The sequence below is a fragment of the Absicoccus sp. genome, from assembly GCF_034090965.1.
Lineage (GTDB): Bacteria > Bacillota_I > Bacilli_A > Erysipelotrichales > Erysipelotrichaceae > Absicoccus > Absicoccus intestinalis.
Genome location: NZ_JAXDRQ010000044.1, coordinates 17,000 through 31,625, shown reverse-complemented (window position 1 = coordinate 31,625; position 14,626 = coordinate 17,000). Strand labels below are relative to the sequence as shown.

General features: G+C 42.8%; 18 protein-coding genes. 4 read left to right on the top strand and 14 right to left on the bottom strand.

Annotation, left to right across the window (positions count from 1 at the left end):
- The first annotated feature begins 53 nt into the window (after window positions 1-53).
- From SOS22_RS05975 to SOS22_RS05965, 3 genes are read left to right on the top strand one after another with little or no spacing between them, the layout of a single operon-like run.
- Complete coding sequence (locus SOS22_RS05975) at window positions 54-2,327, top strand: YfhO family protein (RefSeq protein ID WP_320596632.1); 2,274 nt, start codon at window positions 54-56, stop codon at window positions 2,325-2,327.
- On the top strand, window positions 2,314-3,198 hold the full coding sequence (locus SOS22_RS05970; protein WP_320596631.1) for a glycosyltransferase family 2 protein: 885 nt from the start codon (window positions 2,314-2,316) through the stop codon (window positions 3,196-3,198). Before SOS22_RS05975 ends, SOS22_RS05970 begins: the two co-directional genes overlap by 14 nt.
- On the top strand, window positions 3,195-3,608 hold the full coding sequence (locus tag SOS22_RS05965) for a GtrA family protein (RefSeq protein ID WP_320596630.1): 414 nt from the start codon (window positions 3,195-3,197) through the stop codon (window positions 3,606-3,608). Before SOS22_RS05970 ends, SOS22_RS05965 begins: the two co-directional genes overlap by 4 nt.
- Window positions 3,609-3,623: 15 nt before the next feature.
- Here the strand turns inward: SOS22_RS05965 and SOS22_RS05960 are convergent, their stop codons facing one another.
- Window positions 3,624-4,853 carry a glutamate-5-semialdehyde dehydrogenase gene (locus SOS22_RS05960; RefSeq protein ID WP_320596629.1) on the bottom strand — a complete coding sequence of 410 codons (1,230 nt, stop codon included), beginning with the start codon at window positions 4,851-4,853 and terminating at the stop codon, window positions 3,624-3,626.
- Entirely contained in the window at window positions 4,846-5,982 is a 1,137-nt protein-coding gene (gene proB / locus SOS22_RS05955; RefSeq protein WP_320596628.1) for a glutamate 5-kinase, read from the bottom strand. The genes SOS22_RS05960 and proB overlap by 8 nt, the downstream gene beginning before the upstream one ends.
- A gap of 74 nt (window positions 5,983-6,056) precedes the next feature.
- Between proB and SOS22_RS05950 the strand changes: the two genes are divergently transcribed.
- Entirely contained in the window at window positions 6,057-6,521 is a 465-nt protein-coding gene (locus tag SOS22_RS05950; protein WP_320324738.1) for a RidA family protein, read from the top strand.
- Window positions 6,522-6,543: 22 nt separating this feature from the next.
- Here SOS22_RS05950 and SOS22_RS05945 read toward each other — a convergent pair whose 3' ends face one another.
- The 12 genes from SOS22_RS05945 to SOS22_RS05890 form a co-directional block, all read right to left on the bottom strand.
- Complete coding sequence (locus SOS22_RS05945; protein WP_320324739.1) at window positions 6,544-7,023, bottom strand: zinc-ribbon domain-containing protein; 480 nt, start codon at window positions 7,021-7,023, stop codon at window positions 6,544-6,546.
- Window positions 7,013-8,011 (bottom strand): patatin family protein, encoded by a 999-nt coding sequence (locus SOS22_RS05940; RefSeq protein ID WP_320596627.1) that lies wholly within the window; start codon window positions 8,009-8,011, stop codon window positions 7,013-7,015. The genes SOS22_RS05945 and SOS22_RS05940 overlap by 11 nt, the downstream gene beginning before the upstream one ends.
- Window positions 8,012-8,045: 34 nt before the next feature.
- A complete protein-coding gene (locus SOS22_RS05935) occupies window positions 8,046-8,660 on the bottom strand; it encodes an MBL fold metallo-hydrolase (protein ID WP_320596626.1) in 615 nt (204 codons plus the stop codon).
- Window positions 8,650-9,330, bottom strand: a complete 681-nt coding sequence (locus SOS22_RS05930) for a triose-phosphate isomerase (protein ID WP_320324742.1) — start codon at window positions 9,328-9,330, stop codon at window positions 8,650-8,652. The genes SOS22_RS05935 and SOS22_RS05930 overlap by 11 nt, the downstream gene beginning before the upstream one ends.
- 3 nt (window positions 9,331-9,333) lie before the next feature.
- On the bottom strand, window positions 9,334-9,852 hold the full coding sequence (locus tag SOS22_RS05925; RefSeq protein WP_320324743.1) for a YjbQ family protein: 519 nt from the start codon (window positions 9,850-9,852) through the stop codon (window positions 9,334-9,336).
- A gap of 10 nt (window positions 9,853-9,862) precedes the next feature.
- Window positions 9,863-10,708, bottom strand: a complete 846-nt coding sequence (locus tag SOS22_RS05920) for a class II fructose-bisphosphate aldolase (protein WP_320596625.1) — start codon at window positions 10,706-10,708, stop codon at window positions 9,863-9,865.
- A gap of 111 nt (window positions 10,709-10,819) precedes the next feature.
- Window positions 10,820-11,359: a hypothetical protein gene (locus SOS22_RS05915; RefSeq protein WP_320596624.1), complete on the bottom strand. Its 540-nt coding sequence runs from the start codon at window positions 11,357-11,359 to the stop codon at window positions 10,820-10,822.
- Complete coding sequence (locus SOS22_RS05910; RefSeq protein ID WP_320596623.1) at window positions 11,356-12,258, bottom strand: patatin family protein; 903 nt, start codon at window positions 12,256-12,258, stop codon at window positions 11,356-11,358. The genes SOS22_RS05915 and SOS22_RS05910 overlap by 4 nt, the downstream gene beginning before the upstream one ends.
- 29 nt (window positions 12,259-12,287) lie before the next feature.
- Window positions 12,288-12,584: a winged helix-turn-helix transcriptional regulator gene (locus SOS22_RS05905; protein WP_320596622.1), complete on the bottom strand. Its 297-nt coding sequence runs from the start codon at window positions 12,582-12,584 to the stop codon at window positions 12,288-12,290.
- Window positions 12,585-12,586: 2 nt separating this feature from the next.
- Entirely contained in the window at window positions 12,587-13,015 is a 429-nt protein-coding gene (locus tag SOS22_RS05900) for a GNAT family N-acetyltransferase (RefSeq protein WP_320324748.1), read from the bottom strand.
- Window positions 13,016-13,049: 34 nt separating this feature from the next.
- Window positions 13,050-13,958: a nucleotidyltransferase family protein gene (locus tag SOS22_RS05895; protein WP_320596621.1), complete on the bottom strand. Its 909-nt coding sequence runs from the start codon at window positions 13,956-13,958 to the stop codon at window positions 13,050-13,052.
- A 12-nt stretch (window positions 13,959-13,970) separates the two neighbouring features.
- On the bottom strand, window positions 13,971-14,621 hold the full coding sequence (locus SOS22_RS05890) for a UDP-N-acetylglucosamine pyrophosphorylase (RefSeq protein ID WP_320324750.1): 651 nt from the start codon (window positions 14,619-14,621) through the stop codon (window positions 13,971-13,973).
- Between the last annotated feature and the right edge of the window lie 5 nt (window positions 14,622-14,626).

Below are 14,626 nucleotides of genomic sequence, written 5' to 3'. Positions count from 1 at the left end.
TTCTTTAACTCTTCTTTGGGTATTTCTTAAGATATGCCATGTATGCTTTCGGTATGAAACGAAAAATACATTTGACCATCTTAGTGATCGTTCCGATTTTATTGATTGCTTGTATAAGCCATGGCTATTGGTTTGGAAGTCGGGTGGATTGGTTGAATCAACACATTGTCTTTCCTGACTACTATCGCCACATGGTATGGAAATATCATACCCTATGGCCCGAATACTACCCCCATCTACAAGCCGGATCCAATGCCTTTGCCTTTAGTTATTATGGCTTTATGCGTCCAGACGTACTGCTATCGATCCTCTTGCCTCAAGTATCGATGGCCACCATCCTTATTGTCTATATGGTTGGTCTGATCGATCTAGGCGCTATCAGTTGTTATCGATGGCTTTGTGATAAAGGCTATCCATCCAACTGGTGTTTCTGGAGTGCCTTTTTCTATATCTTCAGTACCGCTGTGATCTTTCAATCCCATCGCCAGATCATGTTTGTCAATTTCCTGCCCTTCTTATTCTTGGCGTTGCATGCCATTGATCAAGAAAACTGGCATCCATTGACCCTATGGCTGGTCCTCATTGTATTCCACAGTTATTTTTTCAGCATGGCCGCCTTTATCGTTTGTTTTTTGACCATTCGCATTGAAAAGAGACAATGGAAATGCACACCCTTCCTTTTTGCGATAGGGATTAGCACCATCCTTTGGCTCCCATCGCTTCTCTATATTATTGAAAATAAACGGACCGGACCCAGTCCATCTCTGATCCAATTATTTTTGCCCGATGGTCGTATGAAAAGCTTATTCTACGATCCCTATGGATGCGGATTGACCATGATGGCTTGGATCGCGATCATCACCCACACCAAACAAGAGAAAAAAGTCTATGCCTGGATCGTAGTGGTTTGTATGCTCTTTCCTCTAGCCAGCTACATACTCAATGGCTTTCTCTATGCACGCGTCAAAATATTGATTGTTTTCCTACCATGGATCTGTCTGTTATTGGTCGATGTCTTTGAACAACACATCGACATATGGATGTGGCCATTGATCGTTTTGCCCATCTTCTTTCAGACCCAACCGGTATGGCTCATGTTGGATACGTATTTCTGTGTCTGTTTGTTGAAACGAAACAAAGGAAGATGGCTCTATCTATCGGTTCCGTTGATTGCTGTACTTTGCACCAATACACCTTCCACCTTTGTTTCACCGCAAACCTATCAAAAGATCACCCAGAACATCCAAGTCCCTGCCGGACGAACAGCGTATTTTTCACATAGCTATCGAACCGTCAATCGCATCTATGACCTGCAAGCTCCCCGATTGAGTGCTTATTCTTCCACGTATAATAAACGCTACAATCATTTCTTCTATGATGTGATGAAAAATCCCATGGTGGCCAAACATCGAACGGGCATGATGGACGCTCCCAATCGGTTCTTTGAACAAATGATGGGGATCCAAAATATCGTGACAAAAGGCCCCCTACCCACTGGTTATCACTGGATCGATACCCAAAAGGGCTACCGGATCGGCCAAAATAAAAACGTCTTGCCCCTGGCCTATGTGACCCACACAACCATGAATCAAAAGATGTATGATCACTTGCCTTGGATCCAACGCCTGGATACGTTAATCGAACGGCCCTTGGTTTCCAACAGTCAGCCAACACCTTATACCTCAAAGATCCATTTGGCAGCCACGCTGCCAAACCAAAATATGCATTTGAAACACACCACGATAAAGACAATCGATATACCGGCCATCAAAAACAAACAAATTGTGATCATTGATTTTAAGGTCAAACCCAAAGATCCGACCAAGACCACAACCATTACCATCAATGGCATTAAAAATCGATTATCCAGCATTCATTCACCGTACTACAATCACAACACGCATTTTGTCTATATCCTGAGTCAAAATCATAGAAATGGCCATGTATCGATTCAATTGTCCAAAGGAAATTATCAACTTCAAGACATCCAGATCCATGTCCGTACGGCAAACTTTCAACCGCAAATACAAAAAGTGACATCCCTGCCCTTGAAAGATCACGAAGTCTATGCCGGCCATGTCCAACTGAATCAGAAAGGCTATTTGATCACCAGCCTGGCCTATCAAAACGGATATACCTGTAGGGTAGATGGTAAAATCGCGCAACCAAAATTGGTAAATACAGCTTTTGTGGGTATTCCCCTATCCAAAGGGACCCATACCATTCGTATATCGTATCACGCACCGGGCTTTCATGCCGGTTTATGCATCAGTTCGATCAGCCTGCTGATCTATATATTAAGGAGGAAGATTTATGCATTGCATTAGTGTTATTGTTCCCTGCTTCAATGAAGAAGATGTGCTCCAAGCCTTTCATCAAGAAGTCACCAAAGAACTACAAACCATTGATCATACAACCTATGAACTCATCTTTGTGAACGATGGCAGTAGCGACCATACCCAAGATATCTTGGAAAGTTTATCACAAGTGGATCCACATTGTTCGTACTATACGTTTTCTCGCAATTTTGGCAAAGAAGCCGCTATGTATGCCGGCCTTAAACAAGCCAAGGGCGATCTGGTCGTCATCATGGATGCCGATCTCCAACATCCACCACGCCTTTTAAAACCTATGGCCCATGCGATCCTGGATGAACATTATGATTGTTGTGCAGGCAAACGCATCGACCGTCAAGGCGAAGGCAAATTACGAAACTTCCTATCGCACTCGTTCTATAAGATCATTCATATGCAAGATGGAGCCGGTGATTTTCGCATGATGTCCCGTCAAATGGTGGATGCCATCTTGGAATGCAAAGAATACAATCGCTATATGAAAGGTATCTTCTCTTTTGTAGGCTTTGACACCAAATGGATTCCTTTCCATAATGTCGAACGGGTAGGAGGCCGTTCCAAATGGAATTTGAAAAGCCTATTTACCTATGCCCTACAAGGCATCTACTCCTTTTCCGATGCCCCCATTCAATGGTGTATGGGGATTGGCCTAATCAGCCTGCTTGCTTCGTTTATCTTTTTACCCATACGACCCATCGTCTTCTTTTTGATGTTCTTTGGCGGTCTACAGATCCTTTGCCTTTCGGCGATAGGTGAATATGCATCCAAATGTTACTTGGAAAGTAAAAATCGACCAATTTATATCATCAAAAAACAAAGTCAAGCAAGGGAAATCCAAAAATGACAAAATGGATCGATAAAACCACTGGCCGATTTATCTTGGTGGGTTGTATCAATACCCTATTTGGCACTTCCATCATGTTTATTGCCTATAATCGAATGGGCTTATCCTATTGGCTTTCCAGTGCCTCCAACTATTTTTTTGGCAGTATCCTCAGTTACCTCTTAAACAAATATTTTACCTTTGAAAAAAAGGACAAAGACATCCACGATGTAATTCCCTTTGCCCTGAATATTACGATCTGTTATCTATTGGCCTATGGCCTGGCCAAACCCTTGGTTGTCTATCTGTTAAAAGGCATGTCACGAACCATTTGTGAAAATGGCGCCATGCTTGTTGGCATGTGCCTCTTTGTGGGCCTGAACTATTTTGGCCAACGCTATCTCGTGTTCAAAAAAAGGGAACGAACCTAATCGTTCCCTTTGCCCCTATTCTCGAATCTGACCATTTCCATAAATCTCATACTTGGTCGAACACATTTCCGAAAGACCAATGGGTCCTCGTGCATGCAACTTTTGGGTACTAATACCGACTTCTGCACCAAACCCAAATTGACCGCCATCCGTAAACCGCGTCGATGCATTTTGATAGACACAAGCCGAATCCAAGGCATCCATAAAATATTGGGCCCGCTTGTCATCTTTGGTCACGATACATTCCGAATGCTTCGTGGAATACGTATAAATATGTTCAATGGCCTCATTCATCGAATCCACGACTTTGATATTGACTTTGTAATCATCATATTCCGTCGCATAATTTTCTTTGGTTGCCATCTCTCCAGGTATATAGATCAAACTTCTTGCATCCCCAAAGACTTCTACTTTACCAAAAAGCGAAGCCAGACGAGTTAAAAATTCTTTCGCCACTTCGTTATGCACTAAAATGGTTTCGATCGCATTGCACACACTTGGTCTTTGTAGCTTGGCATTTTGCGCAATTTGAAGCGCCATATCAATATCCGCCTCTTTATCCACATACAAATGACACAATCCAGCCCCGGTTTCGATCACTGGAACTTTCGCATTTTGGACAACATGCTGGATCAATCCCTTACCACCACGAGGAATGATGACATCGACATGTTCACGATCGGTGATCAATTCCGTGACCACTTCATGATCGATCGCATCGATCATGTAGATCGGTGATACCGGCAAGATATCAGCAATTGCTTCTTGCATGACTTGGGCCAAAGCCATATTGGAATAATATGCTTCTTTACCACCCTTTAAGATACAAACATTGTTGGTCTTGATACAAATGGCAGCAATATCGACCGTCACATTGGGACGGGCTTCATATACAACTCCCACCGTACCAATCGGGATCCGAATTTGTTTAATACGTAAACCATTGGGACGATCCATTTCCCGAATCACCTGACCAATCGGATCATCCAAATGAGCAACCATCCGAACGCCCTCACTCATTTCTTGGATCCGCTGTGGACTCAATAATAAACGATCCATCATCGCTGCAGAAATACCATTTTCCTTCGCTTGGGCGATATCTTTTTGATTGGCTTGTAAGATTCGATCTTGTTGATCGATCAGTTTTTGAGCAATGGCATGCAACGCCTGGATCTTCGTATCGGTATCAACCATTTGAAAAGTACGACAAGCATTTTTAGCTTCTGTTAGTAATTGTTCAATCATGTTTTTCACTCCGTTTCACTAATACCATATTGTTGGCATGAACCACTTCATCATAATCATGCTCCCCTAAAATGGATTCGATCTCATTGGTTTTCTTCCCTTTGATTCGATCAATTTCTTCGTTGGAGTAATTCGAAATTCCCTTCGCTAACTTGGTTCCCTTATCATCGATGATATCGACAATATTGGACATAGAAAAATCACCCGATACCGCAAGGATGCCCGATGGCAACAAGCTTTTATGATGACGTAAGGCTCGCGCACAACCAGCATCCACGATGATACATCCCTTAGACCACGTTTGGTACATGATCCAAAGTTGTCGTGCATTTAAATTTCGGCCTATATCTCCATGAAATACAGTACCAACCGGTTTGCCATCCAATAAATCCAATAACACATGGGGGGTCTGGCCATTGACGATGGCCATATCACATCCATATTCCGTACAAATCTTGGCAGCTCTTAATTTGGTGATCATGCCGCCTGTACCCATTTGCGTATCGGTATCACTGGCCATCCCTTCAATTTCGTGATTGACCTCATCCACTTCCTCGATCAATTGGGCATCGGGATAGACATGGGGATTTTTATCGTATAAACCATCAATATCACTAATCAAAACAACCAGATCAGCATTGACGATGGGAACCACCAAAGCCGCCATCGTATCGTTATCCCCTACCTTGATCTCATCGACCGCTAAAGTATCGTTTTCATTGATGATCGGAACAACCTTATATTTAATTAAGCTTTGCATCGCATGATAGAAATTCAATAATCGTTTTCGATCATCAAAATCATCATGATTCATCAAGATCTGCGCACTCTTGAGATGAAAGAGTTGAAACAAATCTTCATAGATCTTCATCAACGAAGCTTGCCCAATGGCCGCCAACGCTTGTTTTTCCGGAATGGTCTCAGGCTTTTTGTGCAACTGCATGGCTTTCATGCCCGCTGAAATGGCCCCACTTGAAACCAAAGTCACTTGAATGCCTCGTTGACGAATATGCGCAATTTGTTGGACCAAGCCAAGAATGCGTTGGGAATCAATGTTCCCTTTTTCATCGCACAAGGAAGAAGATCCCACTTTAACGATCAGATGTTTGATATGAGAAAAATCTCGCATGCTAACTCCTTTTTCTTGCATTGACAAACCCAAAATCTCTATCCTATGATTACATAAGAAAGAAGGTAACTTGTATGTTAATTGAAAAACGTTTGGAAGAATTAGGCATCGAATTGCCAGAAAGCAGCGAACCCAAAGCCATGTATATTCCATGTAAACAAGCCGGTAACTTGTTGTTTGTATCCGGTCAACTGCCTTGTAAATTGGATGGCAGTCTAGCCTATACCGGTAAGTTGGGTGATCCACTCACATTGGAACAAGGCCAAGAATGTGCCCGTTTGTGCATCATCAATATGTTGTCTGCCGTCAAATACCAAGTAGGTGATCTCGATCTTGTTAAGTCGGTCGTCAAGCTACAAGCTTTTGTCGCCAGCAAGACTGGTTTTGATCAACAACATCTTGTAACCAATGGTGCTAGTGAATTGTTGTTTGATATATTTGGTCAAAATGGCACCCATGCACGTACGGCTGTTGGCATCAATCAATTGCCAATGGACGCTCCCATTGAAATTGAAGCCATCTTTGAACTACAAGATTAGATGCATCCAAGATGCATCTTTTTTAATCCGAAGACGAACTTTTCTTTGTGGAAGAAGAGGAAGAACTCGTATCCTGACCAAGCTTTGCCAACTGATCTTGCAGCTCCACGATCTTTTGGGCCTGCTCTTTATTTTCTTTATTCAATTTCGCAATTTCCTTATCATACGACGTATCCGATTTGGATTGCTCCTGCTTTAACTTTTTGACTTGTTTGGTCAATTTTTGATTCTTTTTTTCTAAAGCCGTAATCTCCGCATTTTTGGATACCCGCAATTGATTCATAAAATAAATACTGGAACCACCCACGACCAATAATGTCACGATCATACCAATCATCACATAATGAAACACCTTTTTCTTATCGGTCTTGACCACGGTCTCGACTTTTTTATGCACCTTGGTCGTTTCCGTAACAGCTTCTTCCGGATATAAATATTCACCACATTTTTCACAATATCGGCGACGATCATCATTTTCATGACCGCAATTCTTACAAATCATTTCGATTCCCCCTATGTAAGTACGTTTGTAAAGCTGGGATACATCGTTTCCCATCGGCATAGCCTAAATAATAGATTTCAGCCAATCGTGTCGTATCTTTTTCCAATCGACCAATATCGATTGGCTGCGATGGACTGATCATGAAGATACGCCCATCATTGCGTAATTGTTCCAATTCATTACACTGACTATTATACCGCATATCCCCTTCTTCTAACACCTTAACTAAGTTCGGATAGTTTAAATACCGTGCCCGGATCATCGCATTGTGATTGGGCTCTTGCGGATAACGAAATTCAATATCCCGCGTCCGGACAACGACAATATTTTGAAACGCATGATCCAAAGCCCATTGATACGGAATGGCACAAGCACATCCACCATCTAGATAGGGTTGTCCTTCGATTTCGACCATTTGCGAGACATACGGCATCGAAGCCGAAGCTGCGACTGCCCCAATGATATCCTTACAAACCCCTTTTTTCATATATTCAGCTTTTCCCGTTTTACAATTGGTCACCACCGCAATGAAATCGCGATTGGGCGCATTAAAACGCGCCATATCGACTGGCCATTCATTATTGAGTTCCAACATCGCAAAATCAAAACCAATGATGCCATGATTGGTTCGCATCGCTTGCAGGCCCACATATCGATCATCATTTCGATACTTCAAATTGATATACGCACTCCGACCAATTTGGCCACAAACATATCCGACCCCATTCATTGCACCGGCCGAAACCCCAATGGTCGTACGCAAATTGATATCGGCTTCCATCAAAGCATCCAAAACACCCGATGTATAACACCCACGAAAGGCCCCGCCCTCTAAGACCATACAACCTTCCGTGATCTGATTCGAAGCCATTCCACGAGGCAGATCATTCAAATTGGCATAGGTCCGAACTTGACGGTCGTATTGCACTTTTTTAACAACTTGTTTTGTTTTGTCTCTTAAATCATCAATGGCAGTAAATTTATTCATGTTCCTATAGTACCATAAAAAAAGTGCCTAAACATTAGACACTCTTTTCAAAAAGAATAATTTCCGAAGGGGAATCTTTCGTGTAAGTATATACAGAATCAACCACATGGACGTTTGCACATAAAGAGACAAAATCATCGATCGAAGCTATTTCCGGATAGCCTTTCTTACCAAAGCGTGCATGCATCGGCAAGATGACACGAGGTTGGTACACATCGATCAGGGTCTTAGCTTCCAAAGCGGAGATTGTATAATAGCCACCCACTGGAATCATCCAGACATCGCAATCTTGCAGTGGGTCCATTTGACAAATACAGCCAAGATCACCCAAATGCGCGATTCGATAGCCATCGGCCTCTAAGATCGTCACCTGATTTTTTCCCCGATGTTTGCCTTGATGATGGTCATGAAAACTATCCACAAAATGAAGGGTCCATGGATTGGATCCTGGTTGGATCGTGACTTGAGAAAGCCCATGATGATCGGCATGATCATGCGAACAATGTACGTCATTGGCCAAAAGATGTAAAGGAGGATAGCCCGGTACACTCCCTGTCACATAGGGATCCAACACCATGGTATAGTCTTTATACGTCACTTGAAAACAACTATGACCCCACCAACGGAAAGAAACACCTTTATCTTTCATTCCAAGCTTTGACAATGGCTTCCGCCATTTCACGAACACGTACTTTTGGATCTGGCGCTTTCAAGATACCCGAAGTAGCCCCTGTACCATCGGCCCCTAATTTGACCACATTGTAACAATCATCGGCCGTGGATACACCCGAAGCAATCATGACTAGGACATCTGGATCAATTTCTGCAATGGCCTTGCACGTATCGGTCGTATACGAATCATCAGCTACTTGTCCGGTACCAATCAAATCGGTTGGTTCGGCTAAAACGATATCGGGTTTCATACACGAAACGGCTTTGGCTTCGGTTACCGAATCGGCACAAACGATGGAAATCAAGCCGAGTTCTTTGGCCCGATTGATGGTCTTATATAAATCACTCAAAGTTTTGGGATTTTCTGCATGGTTCAAGAATAAGGCACCAGCTCCTGCTTCTTTTAACGACTCACCTAAGACATGTCCCATGCCACGTCCCGGGGTCAATGGATCCATCGATTGGGCGGTCACGATCACATGTTGGGTATGTTCTTTGATCATGCGAATATCCGCATAAGGGCACGTAAAGAAAATCGTTAGCCCCGTATCGGCTGCCACTTTATCGGAAGCAATGGCTAGATCCAAACTTTCTTTTCCATATAAATAGGATTTGGGATTGACGACTAAAAAAGGTTTTCTTTCCATATCTTATTCTCCTAACACCGTAATGACACAACGACGTTGACGACCGCGTGTACGATCAAAATCCGCAAAATAGATATAACCCGTGGAGCCCACACCCAATTTTCCTTCGGTCACATCAAACACTTCACTCGAACCAATCAAGGTAGAACGCAAATGGGCATCCCCATTCCATAGATCTTGACGACCATTGGGTAGATACTCTTTCGCATTGGGCCAAGCCTCTACGGCTTTATAATGTTCTTCACCCGGATAGGTATAGGTATTGGCATCTACATGATCCGGGAAGATCTTAGCCAAACCGACATTCAAATCATGCTGCAACGATTCATCCCCATTTTCATCCCGATCATGGGCATATTCTTCAAAGAATACCGAACAGGTGGTATGTGGGGAGATGACCGCACAAATACCGGTTTGTACTCCACTTTCCTCAATAGCTTGACGAACTTCGTCCGTAATATTGATATACGATGTTGTTTTTCCATGGGATTGTACATGGATCACTTTACGATAAACTGTCATATTCCCTCCTCTATTTTTCTACAGGTTGTGTCGCAAACAATCGATAGACATGACGCAACATATCTTGCATGCCCTTTTTGGCAGCCGCTTTCATGGTATAGTAATCTTCAACTTCTGGTTCTTTTGGTTCTAAGGCAAAAACTGGTTTTGCTGCACTGACCATGAAATCCGAATACACATTGATTTTGGCAATGCCTTCGGTGGCACAACGATGTAAATTGTCATCACCACTATTCGATCCACCATGTAAAACCAGTGGACAAGAAACAGCCGCTGCCAATTCGTGCAAACGATCAAAATTCAATTTTGGTGTACCTTTATACAAACCATGCGCAGTACCGATAGAAACGGCCAAAGAATCCACTTGACTTTCTTGGGCAAACGTCGTTGCTTCTTCGACGGTCGTATAAATATCGTTATCATCGGCATTTTCATTGGATCCCACATGACCGATTTCACCTTCAACGACTACCCCATGGGCATGGGCATAATCGACAACTTTTTTCGTTAAGGCAATGTTTTCAGCCATTGGCAATTTGGATCCATCGATCATGACCGAAGTAAAGCCCAAATCAATGGCTTTCTTACAAGTTTCAAAACTTTCTCCATGATCCAAATGAAGAACCACCGGAACACTGGCTTTTTCAGCACGATATCGTGCTAGATAGGCCGCTGTCTCTAAATCAATCAACCGATTTAAATGACTTTCCGCTAACGAAATAATAATGGGTAAGTTTTCTTGTTCAGCAACTTCTAGATGCCATTTTAATGAATCCTCATCGACAAAGTTGGCCGATGGAATCGCAAAATGTCCCGCTTGGGCAGCTTGGAACATCGCTTTTGATGTAACTAACATGTATATACTCTCCTTAAAAATATCTCTGGCCCCATTATACGATGAGTTTGTACTAAATACAATATAACTTTTGACTTTTTGACATAATTTTGTTAGGACATTTAAAAAGCGCTACTTCTTCAGTAGCGCGATAATGGCATCTATCGTTTTTAAGTTGGTTGAAATATCCTGTTTCACTTCGATCCGATGACCACCCGGAAAACCATGGTATTCGATTGCATGCGCTTGGCAATACGCTCGCAAGATGGCTGGATCCAAGACTTTATCTTCGTTTCCAGCAATGACCATACACCCACGATCCAAGTAAGGCAAGGTTTGGTGGATCGGTGTCAAATAAATTTGTTGGCATGCAATGTGTAGGGCTTGTTGCGCCCAACCTGCGACAACGGTTCCTAAACTTTTCGAAACAAAGATCACGGTCTCATAGCTTGCATAATCAACGGCTTGCAGCTGCGGGAAACAATATTGTTTGGCCGCTTCAATTTCGGCAGTGATATCTTGATTGTGAAATTCAACTTGATCAAATTGTGAGCCATACGAAACGGGTACGACTTCATAGCCTTGTTGGCGATAATACCAACCGGGATAATACAACAAGGGCATATCCACCGTATAGCGAATGCCCGGAAACAATAAGACTAAACCTTTCATTTTGTCGCCTCCAAATAGGTTTTTAACTGGGCCAATTGCCCCTTGGCATCTTCATAGCCCAAATAATACAATTGGCCTAATTTATCCATATTGGATTCCAAGCGCGAAATTGTGATGGGCTCACTCGGATAGAAAGTAAAGATGCGATGGGTATCGGTCAATTGATCGATGCGATCACATTCTTCATTATACCGCCGATTGCTTGTATCCAGCTGTTGTTGAAAAGCTGGATAGTCTTTATAAAAAAGCCGATTGATTCTATGCATGGTATGTTCCTTTTTACGATAGGAACGCGGACGCGTGCGTACCACGACGATTTTTTCATACCCCTGATCGATGGCCCATTGCACCGGGATCTTCACGCTACATCCACCATCCAGATACAAACCACCCTGCATCTTGATGGGTTTGGATACATAGGGCATCGAAGCCGACGCTTCGACCGCCTTGAAGATATCATCACAACGACTCTTTTCAAAATAGGTAGCTTTTCCGGTTTCCAGATCGGTACAAACTGCTACAAATCGTCGTTCTTTTTGATAGAACGTATCCAGATCCCAGGGATGCTCTTGGGCAAATCGACCCTTGAACACAAAATCAAAACCAATGATACCGGTATTTTGGGTATGCAGACCAACATATTCGGGATCATGGCGATATTTCAAATTTAATAAAGCACTCCGACCAATTTGGCCCATCGTATAGCTAAGACCATTCATGGCTCCACCGCTAACCCCAATGGTACAATCCAAATTGATATCGGCCTGCATCAAAGCATCCAAGACGCCTTCTGAATAAAGGGCACGAAAGGCTCCACCTTCTAAGACCATACAGCCATGGATCAAGCGGTTGGATGCATGGCCAGATGGTAGATCATCGATCCCAAAAAATGTTTTCATCATTTCCTCCATTGAAAAAGAAATCCTCTTCAGGATTTCTCTGTCGTTGTTTCGGCCCATTGGAAGATCTCATCCAAGACCGGCACCAAGGCTTGGCCGTCTTTGGTGAAAGTATACCCACCTTGTTCGCATTGTAAGACATGGTATGTCATCAATTCCGATAGGGCTTGTTTTAGATCCGTATTGGTCACATAAATGATGTAACCACGAATTTGTTCATACGTTGCGTTTTCATGATGAGAAATATACCATAAAATGGGAATGGTCAAGTGATTTCCCAGTGCATGACGAATATAATTCATGATTGATCTTTCGTTTTGTGACATTGTTACTCCTCAATCTGATATTCATACCAATTGCCCAAATGGGGCTGAAAGCCAAAATTCACAAACATATTGGCCGTTTGAATATTTCCTTCCGGAATAAAGAGATGCACTTTCGTAACTTGATTGACGCGCATCTTCTCAAGAGCATCTTGTACCATGATATTCAACATGCCCTTGCCAAAATAAGCCGGATGGATGGCGATATGGGTGATCCAAGCTTCTCTTTCTTTTTCATCAAGGATCAATGCCCCCACCAGGGTATCGTATTGAAAACACAAAAATACTTTTTCATTCTGAATGGCTTCTTGTAACAGATCCTCATTGACTTCCATCAGGGCATGTTCTTTATCCGTATGTTTCATACAATATTGATAAAAATAACGAACCCGTGGAAATTCGCCCACATTGGCTTTACGAATATCTAATGACATGATTCCTTGCTCCGTAACAATACTATACCACAAATTAGAGATCGGAATATAGGTTTTCTGGATAGACACCCTGCTTGATCAACGCCCGAAAACTCTTTTCCACCACCGGTTTATCTTCTCGATACGTTACACCAAACCAAGTATCCGGTGTCTCCAATACTTTGACTTTTATGCGGTTTTCCTTTAAGAGATCCCCAATCCAGATGGGTAATAAATATTCCCCCGTTTCATGATTCTTAGGATCGGATAAAAACGTTTTGAACCCTTCTTCTAACAGGGGAAGGAAGGCTTGGGTAAAGCCCCACATATTCATGGACACATGCGAATGGACATCAATCGTCTGTCCATGGCTTTGCGCCCCCTCTGGGGTTTTTTCAATGTCATGCGTTTCTACGATCGACGTCAAGAAATCATTCTTTGTCTGACATAGGCCCCGTGTGACCGTACCATTTTCACTCAAGGTATTCTTTAAAATGAAACCAGCCATACAACAGGTGTTTGGATCGGTATTGGTTTGAAGAAAATCATAGATCATCGAAAAAGCATGTTTGCCATAATAATCATCGGCATTGATGACACAGAAAGGTCCATCGATATAGGCTTTTGCGGCCAATACGGCTTGCCCGGTTCCCCATGGTTTTTTTCGAGTAGCTGGACACGTAAAGCCTTGTGGCAGATCATCCATTTCCTGGAAACAATAATGAATCGCGATTTCTTTGTCTTGGACCACTTGTTCGATCCGATTGCCAATACGCGCCTTGAAATCAGCTTCGATGTCTTTGCGAATGATAAAGATCAATTGATCAAATCCAGCTTGGATGGCATCATGAATGGAATAATCCATGATGATCTCATCGTGCAAACCAACGGGTTCCAATTGTTTGATGCCCGTGCCAAATCGACTGCCCAAGCCAGCCGCCATAATGACTAATGATGTATGCATATAAACCTCTTTCTATCGCTTCGCAACCACGATGCCACCGGTCTTGACAATACTATGTGACGGAATCACACCGCGTACACAAGATACGGGATAAATATTTGAATAGGGACCAATAACCGTTCCCGGATTTAACACACTGTTACAACCTACTTCCACATGGTCACCCAACATGGCTCCAAATTTCTTCAATCCAGTTTCGATGTCTTCTAATCCATGCACAACGACCAAGGTCTTATCACTTTTGACATTGGACGTGATCGAGCCAGCTCCCATATGCGAATAATAACCTAAAATACTATCGCCCACATAGTTATAATGTGGCGTCTGTACATGATCAAACAAGATCACATTTTTTAATTCCACGCTGTTACCAACTACACAATCGGCCCCAACCAAAGCACTGGAACGAATAAAGGCACAATGACGAACTTCGGTACGAGGACCAATGATGCAAGGGGCACCCAAATAAGCCGTTGGTGCCACGATGGCACTTTCATGCACCCAAACATGTTCACAAACTTCATGATAGTCGCTCGAAAGAGTGGGTCCCAATTCTAAGATAAAATCCTTGATTCCTTTCAAGGCTTGCCAAGGATAGGTAAATTGAGATAAATACTCTTTCGCTAGCGTATGATCTAAATCATACATATCTTTCATTTCCATACAAA

Excerpts from the sequence above, each read along its gene's own strand:
- SOS22_RS05960 (WP_320596629.1), bottom strand. The coding sequence starts at position 4,853 with ATGATTGAACAATTACTAACAGAAGCTAAAAATGCTTGTCGTACTTTT.
- SOS22_RS05920 (WP_320596625.1), bottom strand. The coding sequence starts at position 10,708 with ATGTTAGTTACATCAAAAGCGATGTTCCAAGCTGCCCAAGCGGGACAT.
- SOS22_RS05900 (WP_320324748.1), bottom strand. The coding sequence starts at position 13,015 with ATGTCATTAGATATTCGTAAAGCCAATGTGGGCGAATTTCCACGGGTT.
- SOS22_RS05935 (WP_320596626.1), bottom strand. The coding sequence starts at position 8,660 with ATGAAAGATAAAGGTGTTTCTTTCCGTTGGTGGGGTCATAGTTGTTTT.
- SOS22_RS05950 (WP_320324738.1), top strand. The coding sequence starts at position 6,057 with ATGTTAATTGAAAAACGTTTGGAAGAATTAGGCATCGAATTGCCAGAA.
- SOS22_RS05970 (WP_320596631.1), top strand. The coding sequence starts at position 2,314 with ATGCATTGCATTAGTGTTATTGTTCCCTGCTTCAATGAAGAAGATGTG.
- SOS22_RS05965 (WP_320596630.1), top strand. The coding sequence starts at position 3,195 with ATGACAAAATGGATCGATAAAACCACTGGCCGATTTATCTTGGTGGGT.
- proB (WP_320596628.1), bottom strand. The coding sequence starts at position 5,982 with ATGCGAGATTTTTCTCATATCAAACATCTGATCGTTAAAGTGGGATCT.
- SOS22_RS05890 (WP_320324750.1), bottom strand. The coding sequence starts at position 14,621 with ATGGAAATGAAAGATATGTATGATTTAGATCATACGCTAGCGAAAGAG.
- SOS22_RS05940 (WP_320596627.1), bottom strand. The coding sequence starts at position 8,011 with ATGAATAAATTTACTGCCATTGATGATTTAAGAGACAAAACAAAACAA.
- SOS22_RS05910 (WP_320596623.1), bottom strand. The coding sequence starts at position 12,258 with ATGAAAACATTTTTTGGGATCGATGATCTACCATCTGGCCATGCATCC.
- SOS22_RS05925 (WP_320324743.1), bottom strand. The coding sequence starts at position 9,852 with ATGACAGTTTATCGTAAAGTGATCCATGTACAATCCCATGGAAAAACA.
- SOS22_RS05945 (WP_320324739.1), bottom strand. The coding sequence starts at position 7,023 with ATGATTTGTAAGAATTGCGGTCATGAAAATGATGATCGTCGCCGATAT.
- SOS22_RS05905 (WP_320596622.1), bottom strand. The coding sequence starts at position 12,584 with ATGTCACAAAACGAAAGATCAATCATGAATTATATTCGTCATGCACTG.
- SOS22_RS05915 (WP_320596624.1), bottom strand. The coding sequence starts at position 11,359 with ATGAAAGGTTTAGTCTTATTGTTTCCGGGCATTCGCTATACGGTGGAT.
- SOS22_RS05895 (WP_320596621.1), bottom strand. The coding sequence starts at position 13,958 with ATGCATACATCATTAGTCATTATGGCGGCTGGCTTGGGCAGTCGATTT.
- SOS22_RS05930 (WP_320324742.1), bottom strand. The coding sequence starts at position 9,330 with ATGGAAAGAAAACCTTTTTTAGTCGTCAATCCCAAATCCTATTTATAT.
- SOS22_RS05975 (WP_320596632.1), top strand. The coding sequence starts at position 54 with ATGAAACGAAAAATACATTTGACCATCTTAGTGATCGTTCCGATTTTA.